The sequence below is a fragment of the Streptomyces sp. cg35 genome (genome assembly GCF_050410835.1).
In the GTDB taxonomy this organism is placed as follows: Bacteria; Actinomycetota; Actinomycetes; order Streptomycetales; family Streptomycetaceae; genus Streptomyces.
Genome location: NZ_CP191268.1, coordinates 4,308,869 through 4,323,702 on the forward strand (window position 1 = coordinate 4,308,869; position 14,834 = coordinate 4,323,702).

At 73.0% G+C, this 14,834-nt stretch carries 14 protein-coding genes; 3 read left to right on the forward strand and 11 right to left on the reverse strand.

Annotation, left to right across the window (positions count from 1 at the left end; genetic code table 11):
- Nucleotides 1-2 precede the first annotated feature (2 nt).
- Nucleotides 3-851 carry a helix-turn-helix transcriptional regulator gene (locus ACQUQD_RS19550; RefSeq protein WP_428953401.1) on the reverse strand — a complete coding sequence of 283 codons (849 nt, stop codon included), beginning with the start codon at nucleotides 849-851 and terminating at the stop codon, nucleotides 3-5.
- 152 nt (nucleotides 852-1,003) lie between these two features.
- Here ACQUQD_RS19550 and ACQUQD_RS19555 point away from each other — a divergent pair, with 152 nt between their 5' ends.
- On the forward strand, nucleotides 1,004-1,783 hold the full coding sequence (locus ACQUQD_RS19555) for an NAD(P)H-dependent oxidoreductase (protein WP_428953402.1): 780 nt from the start codon (nucleotides 1,004-1,006) through the stop codon (nucleotides 1,781-1,783).
- 134 nt (nucleotides 1,784-1,917) lie between these two features.
- Nucleotides 1,918-3,864: a PA14 domain-containing protein gene (locus ACQUQD_RS19560; protein WP_428953403.1), complete on the forward strand. Its 1,947-nt coding sequence runs from the start codon at nucleotides 1,918-1,920 to the stop codon at nucleotides 3,862-3,864.
- 85 nt (nucleotides 3,865-3,949) lie between these two features.
- Here ACQUQD_RS19560 and ACQUQD_RS19565 read toward each other — a convergent pair whose 3' ends face one another.
- From ACQUQD_RS19565 to dnaK, 4 genes are read right to left on the reverse strand one after another with little or no spacing between them, the layout of a single operon-like run.
- Complete coding sequence (locus tag ACQUQD_RS19565; protein WP_428953404.1) at nucleotides 3,950-4,402, reverse strand: heat shock protein transcriptional repressor HspR; 453 nt, start codon at nucleotides 4,400-4,402, stop codon at nucleotides 3,950-3,952.
- A 5-nt stretch (nucleotides 4,403-4,407) separates the two neighbouring features.
- Nucleotides 4,408-5,604: a molecular chaperone DnaJ gene (gene dnaJ / locus ACQUQD_RS19570; protein WP_428953405.1), complete on the reverse strand. Its 1,197-nt coding sequence runs from the start codon at nucleotides 5,602-5,604 to the stop codon at nucleotides 4,408-4,410.
- Between the two features lie 48 nt (nucleotides 5,605-5,652).
- Nucleotides 5,653-6,339 (reverse strand): nucleotide exchange factor GrpE, encoded by a 687-nt coding sequence (gene grpE, locus ACQUQD_RS19575; RefSeq protein ID WP_428953406.1) that lies wholly within the window; start codon nucleotides 6,337-6,339, stop codon nucleotides 5,653-5,655.
- Nucleotides 6,339-8,204 (reverse strand): molecular chaperone DnaK, encoded by a 1,866-nt coding sequence (dnaK, locus tag ACQUQD_RS19580; RefSeq protein WP_428953407.1) that lies wholly within the window; start codon nucleotides 8,202-8,204, stop codon nucleotides 6,339-6,341. The genes grpE and dnaK overlap by 1 nt, the downstream gene beginning before the upstream one ends.
- A gap of 329 nt (nucleotides 8,205-8,533) precedes the next feature.
- Between dnaK and ACQUQD_RS19585 the strand changes: the two genes are divergently transcribed.
- Entirely contained in the window at nucleotides 8,534-9,358 is an 825-nt protein-coding gene (locus ACQUQD_RS19585; protein WP_428957602.1) for a glycosyltransferase family 2 protein, read from the forward strand.
- Nucleotides 9,359-9,374: 16 nt separating this feature from the next.
- Here the strand turns inward: ACQUQD_RS19585 and ACQUQD_RS19590 are convergent, their stop codons facing one another.
- Genes ACQUQD_RS19590 through ACQUQD_RS19615 form a run of 6 tightly spaced genes read right to left on the reverse strand, consistent with a single transcriptional unit; the run spans nucleotide 9,375 to nucleotide 14,757 of the window.
- Nucleotides 9,375-10,418 carry an LCP family protein gene (locus ACQUQD_RS19590; protein ID WP_428953408.1) on the reverse strand — a complete coding sequence of 348 codons (1,044 nt, stop codon included), beginning with the start codon at nucleotides 10,416-10,418 and terminating at the stop codon, nucleotides 9,375-9,377.
- Nucleotides 10,405-11,064 (reverse strand): glycosyltransferase, encoded by a 660-nt coding sequence (locus tag ACQUQD_RS19595; protein ID WP_428953409.1) that lies wholly within the window; start codon nucleotides 11,062-11,064, stop codon nucleotides 10,405-10,407. The genes ACQUQD_RS19590 and ACQUQD_RS19595 overlap by 14 nt, the downstream gene beginning before the upstream one ends.
- Complete coding sequence (locus tag ACQUQD_RS19600) at nucleotides 11,061-12,200, reverse strand: glycosyltransferase family 4 protein (protein ID WP_428953410.1); 1,140 nt, start codon at nucleotides 12,198-12,200, stop codon at nucleotides 11,061-11,063. Before ACQUQD_RS19600 ends, ACQUQD_RS19595 begins: the two co-directional genes overlap by 4 nt.
- Entirely contained in the window at nucleotides 12,197-12,613 is a 417-nt protein-coding gene (locus ACQUQD_RS19605) for a hypothetical protein (protein WP_428953411.1), read from the reverse strand. The genes ACQUQD_RS19600 and ACQUQD_RS19605 overlap by 4 nt, the downstream gene beginning before the upstream one ends.
- A 60-nt stretch (nucleotides 12,614-12,673) precedes the next feature.
- The gene (locus tag ACQUQD_RS19610; protein WP_428953412.1) at nucleotides 12,674-13,720 is read right to left on the reverse strand and encodes an MraY family glycosyltransferase; all 1,047 of its coding nucleotides are present in this window, start codon (nucleotides 13,718-13,720) and stop codon (nucleotides 12,674-12,676) included.
- Nucleotides 13,721-13,722: 2 nt separating this feature from the next.
- The gene (locus ACQUQD_RS19615; RefSeq protein ID WP_428953413.1) at nucleotides 13,723-14,757 is read right to left on the reverse strand and encodes an NAD-dependent epimerase/dehydratase family protein; all 1,035 of its coding nucleotides are present in this window, start codon (nucleotides 14,755-14,757) and stop codon (nucleotides 13,723-13,725) included.
- Nucleotides 14,758-14,834 lie beyond the last annotated feature (77 nt).

Genomic DNA, 14,834 nt, shown 5'->3' on the forward strand with positions numbered 1-14,834 from the left:
GGTTACTCGCGGGCCTGGGCCTTCGCGGGGGCGGCCGCGTCACCGCTGTCCGCGCCCAGGCTCGCCAGCAGGCGCAGCCCGTCCTCGGCGGGGCTGCCGGGGGCCGCGGACAGCACCAGCAGTTCCATGCCGGACGCGTCGGGCAGCGCGAAGTTCTCCTGGTGCAGTTCGAGGAGTCCGACCAGCGGGTGCCGGTACGCCTTGCGGCCATGGGTGCGGGCACGCACGTCCGCGCGGGCCCACAGCCGGCGGAAGCGCTCGCTGCCCATCGCCAGCTCGCCGATGAGCGAGGCGAGGCGGGGATCGTCGGGGTACTTGCCGGCGGCCAGGCGCAGGTGCCCGACCACGTCGAGGGTGCAGCTCTCCCAGTCCGCGTAGAGGCCGCGCTCGGCCTCCTCCAGGAAGATGTGCCGGGCCGTGTTCAGACCCGGCAGCGGACGCCCGTAGAGGAGCTGGACGAGACGGTTGCCGGCGAGCACGTCCAGGCGGTGGTCCATGATCAGCGCGGGTGCGTCGGTGACCAGGTCGAGGACGCGCAGCAGCTCCGGGCGGACCCGCCCGCCCGGCGCCTTCGCCCGGCGGCGGGGCTGCCGGGCGAGCCGGTGCAGGTGCCCGCGTTCGGTCTCGTCGAGGCCGAGGACGCGGGCGAGCGCGTCGAGGACCTGCTCGGAGGGCTGGGTCGCGCGGCCCTGCTCCAGGCGTACGTAGTAGTCGACGCTCACCCCGGACAGGTGCGCGACCTCTTCGCGGCGCAGTCCCTCGACGCGGCGGCGGCTGTCGGTGGGGATGCCGACGGACGCCGGGTCGACCCGGGAACGCCGGGTCCGCAGGAAGCTCGCAAGGTCGTCCATGCGCCCAAGTATGGCCGCGGCGGGCGCCCGTGAGGGTGGCCCTGCCGATACCAGGAAGTCCCGTCCGACGGAAACGGCGCCCCTGAACGCCGGGCGCCGCGGCGCGCAGGATCAGGGCATCCGATCCGAAGCCCGATCCGAGGGAGCCCCCAGTGAAGACGCTGATCGTCCACGCCCACCCGGAGCCCACGTCGCTCAACAGCTCGCTGAAGGACCTGGCGGTGTCCACGCTGGAGGCCGCCGGTCACGAGGTGCGGGTGAGCGACCTGTACGCCATGAACTGGAAGGCGGCCGTGGACGCCGAGGACTTCGGCCCCGACGCCTCGACACCGCTGAAGGTCGCCCGGGACTCGGGCCGGGCCTTCGACGCCGGGACGCTCACCCCGGACGTCCGCGCCGAGCAGGAGAAGCTGCTGTGGGCGGACACGGTCATCTTCCAGTTCCCGCTGTGGTGGTACTCGATGCCCGCGATCCTCAAGGGCTGGGTGGACCGGGTGTTCACCTTCCACTTCGCGTACGGCGTCGGCGAGCACAGCGACACCAAGTACGGCGAGCGCTTCGGCGAAGGCACCCTCGCCGGCAAGCGGGCCCTGCTGTCGGTGACCACCGGCGGCCCCGAGTCGCACTACTCCGCGCGCGGCATCAACGGCCCCATCGACGACCTGCTGTTCCCGATCCAGCACGGCATCCTCTACTACCCGGGCATCGAGGTGCTGCCGCCGTTCGTGCTGTACGGCACCGACCGGATGACCGCCGAGGAGTACCCGGACGCCGCCAAGGCCTGGGAGCAGCGCCTGCTCACCCTGGAGTCGACCGAACCGATCCCCTTCCGGCGACAGAACTTCGGCGACTACGAGATCCCCTCGCTGCACCTGAAGGAGGGCCTGGAGCCCACGGGCCGCACGGGCTTCGGACTGCACGTGCGCGGCTGATCTCCGTCGACCGGGCAACCATTGCGGCCTCTCGGGTGTCTCCTTCTCGCTCCCACACGGGAGCGATCACCGATCACCGATCCGGTCGACGCGCACCGTTCGCTGATCACGGCACCGAGAGGCCCGCCCCACCCATGCGCCGACTCCTGTCCGCGGCCACCACCGCGACCCTCGCCGCAGGCACCGCCCTGACCGCCACGGCCGTCGCGCCGGCAGCCCACGCGGCGACCTCCTGCTCGACGAACGTCTTCCAGCGCAGCTTCTACGCGAACACCTCGTTCTCCGGTACGCCGAAGAAGACCGACTGCGACTCCACGATCGACCAGAACTGGGGCACGGGCGCGCCCGCCTCCGGGCTGCCCACGAACAACTTCGGCGTGCGCTGGTCCGTCACCCGCGACTTCGGCTCCGGCGGCCCCTTCGCCTTCACCGCCTCCGGCTACGACGGCATCCGCGTCTACTTGGACAGCACCCGCAAGATCGACCTGTGGTCCAACACCGGCTCGTCCCGCACGAGGACCGTGAACCTGACCGTGCCCAAGGGCAAGCACACCCTGCGCGTCGACTACGTCAACTGGACCGGCACCGCCAAGGTCAAGTACACCTACACGCCCCGCACTTCGGCCACGTACGACAAGACCGTGCCGCTCGTCCCCGCCGACGCGAAGGCCTCGTACAGCACCAGCACCCGCAAGACGACGGTGAGCTGGGCGAAGAACGTGGAGATGGATCTCGCCGGGTACCGCGTGTACCGGCGCGCCGCTTCCTCCACCACCTGGGACAACATCAGCGGCGACATCACCGCCACCACGTACACCGACACCCCGCCCGCCGACGGCGGCCGGTACTTCTACCGCGTCCGCGCCGTCGACAAGGCCGCCAACCGCTCCGACGCCACCGCCGAGCTGGCCGTGACCACCGTCGACAAGGTCGCACCTGGCGCTCCCGGCGGCCTGAAAGTCACCCGGGCCGAGAGCAGCGTCGCGGTGACGTGGCAGGCCGTCGACGGCGCCGCGTCCTACCAGGTGCTGCGCTCGGCCACCGCGGACGGCACGTACACCGCCGTGTCCGCGTGGCTGACCGACGCGTCCTACCGCGACACGCCCTCGTTCGGCACCACCCGCCGCTGGTACTACCGGGTCGTGGCGCGCGACGCCGCGGGCAACGTCTCCGGGCCGTCCGCCACCGCCGACACCGGCGTTCCCGACGAGACCGCGCCCGGCCAGGTCCAGGGCGTCACCGCGGAGGCATCGACGGCGGGCAACAACGTCCGCTGGGAGGCCAGTTCGGCCGACACTGCGCACTACGAGGTGTGGGTGTCGACGCCGGAGGGGCCCGACCCGTCGGGTCCGCGCATCGTGTCCGGCACCTCGTACCTGGACGCCTCCGCACTCGTCGGTGTCGCCACGGAGTACCGGGTGTACGCGGTGGACGGGGCCGGGAACATCTCGCAGGTCTCGGCGTCCGCGTCGGCCACCCGCCCGAAGGCATCCGCGTCGGCCGCGCCCGAGACCCCGACCGCGACCCCGTGGGACGGACTCACCCGCCTGTCCTGGCCTTACGCCGACAACTACGACGGCTACCGCGTGTACCGGCGCACGGACCCGAACGGCGCCTGGACCCGGCTGTCCGCGAAGGCCACCGCCCAGGTCTTCGACGACACGGCAGCCCCGACGGGCACATCCTGGTACTACGTGACCACGGTCGACCGCGACGGCCTCGAATCGGTCCCGTCACCCACGGCCACCGTGAACCGCCGCACCCCGGCCACGCCGGACGCACCAGCGGTCCCGACGCTCTCCCTCTCCGCTCCCTTCACGGAGTGCACCGCCAACGACTGCGCGGGCCACGGCTACGGGCAGGACGTCACGATCACGGCGACACCCGCGGTGCAGCCCGGGCACGTGGCCGGTGGATACCGGTGGCTGGTGGGCGGCCCCGACGGATTCGTGCGGACCACCACCGAGGGAAAACTGACGTGGCGTCCGTCATCCACCGGCACCTACACCGTGCAGGTCGAGGTCAGTGACGCCTACGGCCGCTACGGATGGCCCGCGAGCGTCACTTTCAAGGTCGGCTGACCGGCACCTCACGCACGCGAGAGGGGCCCGGAGGTTCTCACCTCCGGGCCCCTCTCACCTGTTCTCGCCTGTTCTGGGCGGCGCGCTACGCCTCCGGCGACCGCTTGGGCCGCCACACCACCAGCGCGCTGGTCTGGTGGGCCTCCTGGTACGGCACCAGGTCGCGGCGGTACGAGGCATGCACCGCCGCCTCACGTTGCTGCATGGCGGCGGCGGCTCCCTCCACGGCGGCCGAGAGTTCGGCCACGCGGGACTGGAGCGCCGCGACCTGGTTCTCCAGCTCGATGATGCGCTTGATGCCGGCCAGGTTGATGCCCTCGTCCTGCGACAACTGCTGGACGGTGCGCAGCAGTTCGATGTCGCGGGCCGAGTAGCGGCGGCCGCGCCCGGCCGTGCGGTCGGGCGAGACCAGGCCGAGGCGGTCGTACTGGCGCAGGGTCTGCGGATGGAGGCCGGAGAGCTGGGCCGCCACCGAAATGACGTACACCGGAGTCTCTTCGGTGAGTTCGTACGGGTTGGTGCGACGCCGGCCGTCCATCTCGCTCAAGCTCCCTTCGCGGCCTGGAACAGTTCTGCCCGCACATCGGTGTCCTCAGTCGCCTTGCGGAACGACTCGAGGGCCGAACGGGCCTCGTCGGTCAGGTCCTGCTCCTTGGGGACGGCCACCTCGACCGTCACCAGCAGGTCTCCCCGCGTGCCGTCCTTGCGGACCGCGCCCTTGCCGCGGGCCCGCATCGTCCGCCCGTTCGGCGTGCCCGGGGGCAGCTTCAGGGTGACGGCGGGGCCGCCGAGCGTGGGCACCTTGACCTCGCCGCCGAGCGTCGCCTCGGTGAACGTGACGGGCACGGTCACCGTGAGGTTGTCGCCCTTGCGGCCGAAGACCGGGTGGGCGTCGACGTGGACGACGACGTACAGGTCGCCCGCGGGGCCGCCCCGCTCACCGGGTGCGCCCTTGCCGCGCAGCCGGATGCGCTGGCTGTCGGAGACCCCGGCGGGGATCCTGACCTGCATCGTGCGCGACGACTTGGCGCGGCCCGAGCCCTTGCAGACCTCACAGGGGGTCTCGGCGATGAGGCCGCGGCCCTTGCAGTCCACACAGGGGTCGGTGAGGGAGAAGCCGCCTCCGCCGCCCCGCGAGACCTGCCCGGTGCCGACGCAGGTCGGGCACACGCGCGGCGTGCCGTTCTTGTCGCCGGTGCCGGAGCACGCCTTGCAGGGGGCCTGGGAGGACATCCGCAGCGGGACCGTGGCCCCGTCCACCGCCTCGGTGAAGCTGAGCGTCACCTCGGACTCGATGTCCTGGCCGCGGCGCGGCTGGGTACGGGTGCCCGCGCCCGCGCCGCCCCGGTTGAACAGGCCGCCGAAGACGTCGCCGATGCCGCCGCCGAACCCGCCGGAGCCGCTCTGGCCCTGGCCCTGGGCGCCGCCTCCGAAGAGATCGCCCAGGTCGAAGTTGAACGAGCCGCCGCCGGCGCCGCCGGGTCCCGGACGGAACCCGCCGTTGCCGAACAGGGCCCGCGCCTCGTCGTACTCCTTGCGCTTCTTGGGGTCACCGAGGACGTCGTTCGCCTCGGAGATCTCCTTGAAGCGCTCCTCCGCCTTGGGGTTGCCCTTGTTGGCGTCGGGGTGGTTCTCACGGGCGAGCTTGCGGTACGCCTTCTTGATCTCGGCGTCGGTGGCGTCCTTGGGGACGCCGAGGACCTTGTAGTAGTCCTTCTCGATGAAGTCCTTGGTACTCATCGGCCTCGACGTCCCTCCTCACTCACATCGGTTGTCACGCGGATGACGTCAGCCCTCGTCCGGGCCACCGCTCTCCTTCTCGTCCGCCGAGGACTCGGCGGACTCGCCGGCGCCGTCGGCCTTCGCCTGGGCGCCCGGCTGCGGCTCGGCCACGGCCACCCGCGCGGGGCGGATGGTGCGCTCGCCGATCCGGTAGCCCGGCTGCAGGATCGCCACGCAGGTCGTCTCGGTGACGTCCGGCGCGTACGAGTGCATCAGGGCCTCGTGGACCGTCGGGTCGAAGGGCTCGCCCTCCTTGCCGAACTGCTGCAGGCCCAGCTTCGCCACGACCGTCTCGAGCGAGTCGCCCACGGACTTGAAGCCGCCGACGAGCTCGCCGTGCTCACGGGCGCGGCCGATGTCGTCGAGGACCGGGAGCAGCTCGGACAGGAGGTTCGCGACCGCGATCTCCTTGACCGTGACGCGGTCCCGCTCCACCCGACGACGGTAGTTCTGGTACTCGGCCTGCAGCCGCTGGAGGTCCGCGGTGCGCTCGCCGAGCGCGGTGCGCACCTGGTCCAGCTGGGCGGTCAGGCCCACATCCTGCGCGGATGCCTTCGTTGCGTCCCCGGCCGGGGCCGCCGGGCCCTCCTGCGTGGAGGGCTCGGCGGCCTTCGGCGCCGCGTCATCAGGGGTGGCGCCGGAGGGGACGTCGGGCTGCTCGGCGTCGCCGAGACCCGGGGTCTCCTCTGTCATCAGGCGGCGCCGCCCTTCGCGTCGGGCTTCTCGTCGTCCACGATCTCGGCGTCGACGACGTCGTCGTCCTTGGACATGTTCGGCGCGTCGGCGTCCGGACCGGCACCCTCGGCGCCGGCCGCACCCGCGGCCTGGGCGTCGGCGTACATGGCCTGGCCCAGCTTCTGCGAGACGGCGGCGACCTTCTCGGTGGCGGTGCGGATCTCGGCCGAGTCGTCGCCCTTGAGCTTCTCCTTCAGCTCGCCGACGGCCTCCTCGACCTCGGTCTTCACATCGCCCGGGACCTTGTCCGCGTTGTCGGCGAGGAACTTCTCCGTCTGGTAGACGAGCTGCTCGCCCTGGTTGCGCGACTCGGCGGCCTCGCGGCGGGCGTGGTCCTCCTCCGCGTACTTCTCGGCCTCTTCGCGCATCCGGTTGACCTCGTCCTTCGGCAGCGAGGAGCCACCGGTGACGGTCATCTTCTGCTCCTTGCCCGTGCCGAGGTCCTTCGCGGTCACGTGCATGATGCCGTTGGCGTCGATGTCGAAGGCGACCTCGATCTGCGGGACACCGCGCGGGGCCGGCGGCAGACCGGTCAGCTCGAACATCCCGAGCTTCTTGTTGTACGCCGCGATCTCGCGCTCGCCCTGGTAGACCTGGATCTGCACCGACGGCTGGTTGTCCTCGGCCGTCGTGAAGATCTCCGACCGCTTGGTCGGGATGGTCGTGTTGCGCTCGATGAGCTTCGTCATGATGCCGCCCTTGGTCTCGATACCAAGCGACAGCGGGGTGACGTCGAGGAGCAGGACGTCCTTGACCTCGCCCTTGAGGACACCGGCCTGCAGGGCGGCGCCGATGGCGACGACCTCGTCCGGGTTCACGCCCTTGTTGGCCTCGTTGCCGCCGGTCAGTTCCTTGACCAGGTCGGCGACGGCCGGCATACGGGTCGAGCCACCGACGAGAACGACGTGGTCGATCTCGGAGAGCTGGATGCCCGCGTCCTTGATGACGTTGTGGAACGGCGTCTTGCAGCGCTCCAGCAGGTCGGACGTGAGCTGCTGGAACTGGGCGCGCGTGAGCTTCTCGTCCAGGTGCAGCGGGCCCTCGGCGGACGCCGTGATGTAGGGCAGATTGATCGTGGTCTCGGTCGAGGACGAGAGCTCGATCTTGGCCTTCTCGGCCGCCTCGCGCAGACGCTGGAGCGCCATCTTGTCCTTGGCGAGGTCCACGCCGTGACCGTTGTTGAACTGCTTGACCAGGTAGTCGACGACGCGCTGGTCCCAGTCGTCACCACCGAGGTGGTTGTCACCGTTGGTGGCCTTCACCTCGACGACGCCGTCGCCGATCTCCAGCAGCGAGACGTCGAAGGTGCCGCCACCGAGGTCGAAGACGAGGATCGTCTGGTCGTCCTTGTCGAGGCCGTACGCCAGGGCGGCGGCCGTCGGCTCGTTGACGATACGCAGGACGTTCAGGCCCGCGATCTCGCCGGCCTCCTTCGTCGCCTGACGCTCCGAGTCGTTGAAGTACGCCGGGACGGTGATGACCGCGTCGGTCACCTTCTCGCCCAGGTAGGACTCCGCGTCGCGCTTCAGCTTCTGCAGGATGAAGGCGCTCATCTGCTGCGGGTTGAAGTCCTTGCCATCCAGGTTGACCTTCCAGTCAGTGCCCATGTGGCGCTTGACGGAACGGATGGTCCGGTCCACGTTCGTGACCGCCTGGCGCTTGGCGACCTCGCCGACGAGCACCTCGCCGTTCTTGGCGAAGGCGACGACGGACGGCGTGGTCCTGGCGCCCTCTGCGTTGGTGATGACGGTGGGCTCACCGCCCTCCAGAACGCTGACGACGGAGTTAGTCGTGCCCAGGTCGATGCCGACCGCACGTGCCATTTCAATTCCTCCAGCTAATACTTGAGTGGAACTGACTCAAGACTGCAACACCGGCCCCCTCGCCGTCAACAGACCTGAGTCCCACACGCTCAACTTTTATCCTGCGCTTATGGGCAGCCTTCCCGGGGAAACCCGCCTGACCTGGCCTTTCGCAGATGCGCCAGCGCTCCGGACGCGGCACAAAAGACGGCATCCGAGGCCCCGGGAGGCGGGCAGGACCCTATGTCGCTCGCCGGATTCCCGACCCCGGGGCTGAAGACTTGTGCGCCCGATGTCCGGTACGCGCGATGTGAGGAGCCCAGGTGGAGCCGCCCCGGGTAGCCGTCCTGATGACCAGCCACGACCGCCGCGCCGCCACGCTCGCCGCCCTCGACGCGCTCGCGGCCCAGCGCGGCCTGCCGCCCGGCACCCGGGTACGGGTCCACCTCGTCGACGCCGGCTCGACGGACGGCACCGTCCGGGCGGTGCGCCGCGCACACCCCGGCGCCCAGGTCGCGGTGGCCGGCCCCGATGTCCTCTGGGGCCAGGGCATGCGCCTGGCCAGCCGCAACAGCCGCGCGGCCGGCAGCCCCGAGCCGACGCACCAGCTGTGGCTCCACGACGACGTCCGGCTCGCCCCGGACGCCCTCGCCCAACTCCTGGACACCTCAAGGGAGTTCGACGACGAGGCGGTGATCGTGGGCGCCGTCCGCCACGACGGCGTCACCACCTGCTCCGGCCGCCGCCGGCACGGCCACACCCTCGACCTGGTCGAACCGTCCGGCGGCCCCGAGCCCTGCGACACGTACGACGGCGACGTGGTCCTGCTGCCCTGGGCCGTGCGCGAACGGGTCGGCGACATCGACAAGGTCTTCCGGAACGGCCTGGGCGACCACGACCACGGCTTCCGGGCCCGCCGCGCGGGCGTCGCCGCCTACGTCGCCCCGCGCCACGTCGGCGACCGCCCGGCCGGCCCGGCGCCGCGGGCGTCCCGCGAACCCGGCATCGGGGTGCGCGAGGCGCTGCGGCGGCGGGTCTCGCAGCGGGAGTTCCCGGTGTGGCAGTGGTGGGTGTACTGCTGGCGGCACACGGGGGTGCGGGCGCCGGTGCTGATGGTGGCGCCGTACGTGGTGACGGTGGTGCGGGCGCTCGCGGCCGGCCGCGGCACGCGGTGACCGGCCCGCGGGGCCGTCACAGCTCGTCGTTGTCCGGGTCGTACGCGTTGTAGAGGTGCTTCGGCAGTTCCTCGTCGCGCCGCAGCGCCTCGAACAGCTCCGCCGCCTGGTCCTCGACCGGCATGTAGCGCCCCCAGTAGTCGGGGTGCTCCACGCTCGGGACCGTGACGATGGCGGTGCGGTCCTCGGGCACCTTCCCGGCCGCCTCCGCGAGGCCGTACAGCTCGCTCAGCGAGTCGAGGTCCTTGTCCGCGGTGAGCGAGGAGGTCACCGCGTCGAGGACCGGGTAGAGCCGCGTCGTGTGGTCGAGCAGCCCCGCCTCGCGGACCTGGGCGAGCAGATCGCGCACGAACTCCTTCTGCCGCTCGATGCGTTGCAGGTCGCTGCCGTCGCCGACGCCGGTGCGGCCGCGGACGAAGACGAGGGCCTCGGCGCCGTTGAGATGCTGCTCGCCCTCGTCGAGGACGACGTCGCCGTGCGGCACCTTCATCCGCTCGGGCACCTTCACGTCGACGCCGCCGAGCGCGTTCACGACCTTCTTGAACCCGGTGAAGTCCAGGACCACGTGGTGGTCGACGCGGACCCCCGACAGATCCTCGAAGGTGCGGATCGCGCAGGCCGCGCCGCCCCGCTCGAAGGCCCAGTTGAACTGCGCGTACTCGGGCTCGCTGCGCTCCCCGTCGGGCAGCCGGCAGGCCGGGATGTCCACCATCAGATCGCGCGGCACGCTCACCAGCGCGGCCCGCTTCCGGTCCGCCGACAGGTGCAGCAGCATCGTCGTGTCGGAACGCTGGCTGTCCTTGGTGTTCTCGATGTCCGAGCCCATGACCAGGATGTTCTGCGCGCCCGGACGCAGCGCCACCGGGCGTTTGCCGTGGTCCGCGTCGAGGGCCCGGTCGGTCGCCCAGTCGGTGCGGATGTTGCCGTTCAGCACTGCGTACGCGAGACCGCCCGCGCACACGAGGGTCAGCAGGAGCACCCCGGCACCCAGGGCGCTCCAGCGCACCCGGCGGCGGGCGAACAGTCTTGTGCGCAGAAGACGCAGATCACGTAGTGCCATGCAGGAGCCCTTCCACGCCGCGGGCGGTCCGCGCGGCCGTCCCCTCGACCGTGTACCGCTGCGCGTCCGCCCGGCAGGCCCGACGCAGGCACGCCAACCGGCGCGGCCGGGTGAGGAGTTCGGCCACGGCGGCCGCGTAGGCGCCCGGCTCGTCGGGGGCGACGACGGCGTTGCGGCCGTCGTCCAGATAGCCCAGCTCGGCTTCCGCGCACGGCCACGGTGTGGTGACCAGGGGCGTGCGCAGGGCGAACGAGTCGACGGCGTGCGGGCCGACGGCTCCCGGCACCAGCATCACCTCGGCCGCCGCGCCGAGCAGCGCCGCCCGCCGCTCCCCCACGTCGCCGGCGTACGCGACCGGTGGCCCGTGCCGCTCGACCGACGCGCGCCGCGGACCGTCCCCGGCGACGAGCAGCCGGAACCCGGGCAGCCGGGCGGCGAGCGCGTCGGCCGCGGCGAGCAGGAACGGGGTGCGTCCGGCGTCGAGGCCGCCGAGGTACAGGCCGGTGAGCCCGGGGGTGAGCCCGTGCCACGCCCGCAGCCGCCGCACCTCGCCCTCGGTGACCCGGTCGCGGGCCGCCGCCAGGGCACGGACGCGGCGGGGGCCGGGGAAGCCGTCGGCGACGGCGGCACGGGTCCGCTGCGTCACGCGCGCTCCGCGGACCGGGTCAGGGCGGTGTAGAGCTGCTCGGTCCGCTCGACCCACGCCGTCTCCCCGTACCGCTTGTCGTGGACCGCCCGGCAGTGCTCGCGCAGCGTGGGGAAGATCCGTTCGGCGGCGCCCAGGGCGGCGGGCAGCGAGGCGTCCCGGGCGGTGACGGTGCCGGTCCCCTCGGCGCGCACGACGTGCGGCAGGGACGTCCCCTCGAAGGCCAGCACGGGCACCCCGGCGGCCAGCGCCTCCGCGTAGACGCGCGGCACGCCCTCGGGCCGGCGGCCGGGCAGGACGAGTCCGCGGTACCCGGGCAGCGCGGTGCGCAGCGCGTCGCGCCCGACCGCGCCGAGGAACCGCACGGACGGCGGCGCGGCCGCGCGGCAGGCGCGCTCCAGCGGTCCCGCGCCGATGACGTCCAGGCGCCGTCCCGCGGGCCAGCGGCGCAGCAGGTCGAGGATGCCCTCGTCGGGGGTGAGCCGTCCGGCGAACACCCAGGCGTCCTCGGCCGTGGTCGCCGAACCGTCCGCCAGGGGGACGAAGTTGGGGACGAGCGCCAGCCGCTCGGCCGGCATCCCGGCCCGCGCGTACGTGTCCCGGCTCGGCTCCGACAGCACGACCGCGCGATCGGCGCGCCGCAGCAGCGGGTCCTCGCGCACCCCGCCCCGCTGGGCCCACGCGAGCGGCAGCGTGGCAAGGCGTGACCCCCGGTAGCAGCCGTGCCGCACGCCGGCCCACCGGTCGCCGTCGAGACACCGGGTGCACGGGGCGCCGTCCCGGTACAGGACCGCGGCCGCGCACAGCGGACGGTAGTTGTGCAGGGTCGCCACCAGCGGTCCCGTCCACTCGGCGGCCCAGGAGCGGCCGAAGTTGGGGAACAGGTTGTGGACGTGCACCACGTCCGGCGCGAAGGCACGCAGCGCGGACAGCGGGCTGCGGCCGTGCCCGGTGGCGACGGTGACGGCGCAACGGGCCGCGTACCAGGGCGCGTTCTGCAGGTGGTCGGTGCGGGCGGCGACGAGGCGCACCTCGTGGCCCGCGCGGCCGAGGGCGGCGGCCTGGTCGAGGACGGCCTCGTTCTCGCCGCCGGGTCCGGCGGCGCCGTAGAAGCTGTGGACGAGCGCGACTTTCATGCGAACGCCGCCTCACGCGCGACACCGCACCGCACGAGGGTCAGATCACCGCCGAACTCCCCTGCTCCGGCGAGCACCTGGGGAAGTTCCGGCTCCTGGTCCACCTGCAGCAGCACCCGCTCCCCGGGCGCCACGACGTCCTCCCAGACCCCGTCGAGGCGGCGCATCCACGTGCCGTCCCGGTCGCCGAGCGCGTACGGCAGCACGCGCCAGTCCAGGTCACGGGCGGCGGCCCGGCGCACCCCGGCCCGGGGCCCGCCGAACGGCTCGAAGGAGACGATCCGCCCCCGGTAGCCGCAGCGCCGCAGCGCCCGCCCGAAGCCGCCGTCCTGCCCGCCGGAGTCGAGCACCAGGTCGATCTCCCACTGGGCGAGCTGCCGTACCAGCTCCCGCATCCGGCCAAAGGTCATCATGCGTCTGCTCCCTTGCGTGTACGTGGACGGGAAGGCCCCCCGCGCCAGGCGGGGTGTGCCTCAGGCGTCGGCCCTCAACAGGTCGACCCGCTCGGCCTCGGCCCTGCGCACCCGTCTGCGGCCCCCGTAGACCGGCACCCGCAGCAGCAGCACCACCGCCACCAGCGCCGCCCCGCCCAGCCACCACACCAGCGAGGCCCCGACGGCCCCGCGGTGCAGCAGCACCCCCGTGGTCGTGCCGAGCGCGGCGGCCGCGCCGAGCACCACCGCCGCCCCGGGCGCGGTGAGCCCGAGCCGGCGCAACCGGTGCGCGATGTGGTCCGTGCCCTCGCGCAGCACCCCGCGTCCGGCCCGCCGCCGGGAGACCACCACCAGCACGATGTCGGCGGTGACGACCACGGTCAGCGCGAACAGCGCGGCCGGTGCCTCGGGCGCCTCGTGCCCGGCGTTCACCAGCAGGGCCGCACAGGCCACCAGGAACCCGGTGAACAGGGAGCCGCAGCCGCCCGGGGTGACGCGGGCCGGATGCCAGTTGTGCATCAGGAACCCGGTGAGCGAGGCGGCGAGCAGGCCGAGGACGACGGCGAGCGGGCCGAGGCCCTCCGCCCCGGCGCACGCGCACAGGCCGAGCGCGGTGACGACGCCCACCACGCCCATCGCGCCGTCGGAGTGGTCCAGCAGGCTGAAGGCGTTCGTCACGAAGACGATCCACAGCACCGCGAGCGCGCCGGTCAGGAAGCCGAGGTGGGTGCCGTGCACCACCACGCTGGCCGCCCCGGCCTCCACGATGATCCGGGCCCGCGCCCCCATCGGCCGCAGGTCGTCGAGCAGGCCGAGCAGGGCGACGGCGCCCGCGGCGAGCAGCAGGGTGCCCGTGGTGGAGCCCAGCGGGACGAGTCCGGTGGCGGCCCCCGTCCCCGCGACGAGGCCGGTGGCCCCGGCCACGGCGACGCCGCCGAGGCGCGACGCGTTCCGGTTCCGCGCCGCCCGCCGCCCGCCGGGCCGGGCGGCGCCGAGGGGGGTGCGCGGCGCCAGCGCCCGCAGCGCGGTGGTCAGGGCGGCGGCGAGCAGCAGCGCGGTCGCCGCGGCGGCGATCCCGTACAGCACGGTCAGACCCGGGCCGGGACGGCGGGCGAGGCGGACGGCGCGGTCACGGGCCCCGGCGTCCCGCCGCCCGCGTCGAGCAGCGCCGCGTCGACGATGTCCAGGAGGTCCGCCCGGGGTGTCCAGCCGGTCAGCTCGCGGAGCTTGCGGGTGTCGGGGACGCGCCGCGCCGCGTCCTCGAAGCCGTGGCCGTCGGCGTACACCTCCTCGTACGGGACGAAGCGGAGCGGCGAGGCGGAGCCGGAGCGTTCGACGAGGAGGCCCGCCAGGTCGGCGATGGTGGTCTCCTCGGCGCTGCCGACGTTGAAGACCTCGCCGTCGGCCCCCGGGTGGGCGAGCAGGCGCAGCAGCGCGTCGACGACGTCGGTGACGTAGGTGAAGCAGCGCCGCTGGGTGCCGTCGCCGTACACGGTGAGCGGCTGACCGGCGACGGCCTGCGCGGCGAGGCGCGGCAGGACCATGCCGTTCGCGGCCGACTGGCGCGGCCCGACGGTGTTGAAGAGGCGGGCGACGGTCACCGGCAGGCCGTGCTCGCGGTGGTGGCCGAGCGCGAGGATCTCGTCGACGGCCTTGGCGGTGGCGTACGACCAGCGGGCGACGGTGGTCTGGCCGAGGATCCGGTCGGCGGTCTCGGCGACGGGGCCCGCGCTGTTCTTGCCGTAGATCTCGGCGGTCGAGGCGAGCAGCAGCCTGCGGCCGTGCCGGTGGGCGGCCTCGATGACGTGCTCGGTGCCGCGCACGTTCGTGGCGAAGGAGCGGAGCGGCTGCTCGACGACGCGGCGGACGCCGACGGCCGCGGCCAGGTGGACCACCGCGTCGCAGCGGGCGGTCAGCTCGTCGACGAGCCGCGCGTCGAGGACCGAGCCGCGGACGAAGCGCAGCCTCGGGTCGGGCCAGGCGGCGGCGAGGTTGCCGCGGTCACCGGTGGACAGGTCGTCGAGGACGACGACGGTGTGGCCCTGGGCGAGCAGCGCGTCGGTCAGGTGCGAGCCGATGAAGCCTGCGCCGCCGGTGACCAGGTACGTCAGGGATGTGGTCATCGTGGGCCCCTCGGTGAGTTGCGGTATCGGGGTGACACCGGTGGGGCACGCCCGTCCGGAGCCCTACATAAGGTATT

Coding starts and splice junctions, on each gene's coding strand:
- ACQUQD_RS19550 (WP_428953401.1), bottom strand. CDS start 851: ATGGACGACCTTGCGAGCTTCCTGCGGACCCGGCGTTCCCGGGTCGAC.
- ACQUQD_RS19560 (WP_428953403.1), top strand. CDS start 1,918: ATGCGCCGACTCCTGTCCGCGGCCACCACCGCGACCCTCGCCGCAGGC.
- ACQUQD_RS19565 (WP_428953404.1), bottom strand. CDS start 4,402: ATGGACGGCCGGCGTCGCACCAACCCGTACGAACTCACCGAAGAGACT.
- dnaJ (WP_428953405.1), bottom strand. CDS start 5,604: ATGAGTACCAAGGACTTCATCGAGAAGGACTACTACAAGGTCCTCGGC.
- grpE (WP_428953406.1), bottom strand. CDS start 6,339: ATGACAGAGGAGACCCCGGGTCTCGGCGACGCCGAGCAGCCCGACGTC.
- dnaK (WP_428953407.1), bottom strand. CDS start 8,204: ATGGCACGTGCGGTCGGCATCGACCTGGGCACGACTAACTCCGTCGTC.
- ACQUQD_RS19585 (WP_428957602.1), top strand. CDS start 8,534: ATGACCAGCCACGACCGCCGCGCCGCCACGCTCGCCGCCCTCGACGCG.
- ACQUQD_RS19590 (WP_428953408.1), bottom strand. CDS start 10,418: ATGGCACTACGTGATCTGCGTCTTCTGCGCACAAGACTGTTCGCCCGC.
- ACQUQD_RS19600 (WP_428953410.1), bottom strand. CDS start 12,200: ATGAAAGTCGCGCTCGTCCACAGCTTCTACGGCGCCGCCGGACCCGGC.
- ACQUQD_RS19605 (WP_428953411.1), bottom strand. CDS start 12,613: ATGATGACCTTTGGCCGGATGCGGGAGCTGGTACGGCAGCTCGCCCAG.
- ACQUQD_RS19615 (WP_428953413.1), bottom strand. CDS start 14,757: ATGACCACATCCCTGACGTACCTGGTCACCGGCGGCGCAGGCTTCATC.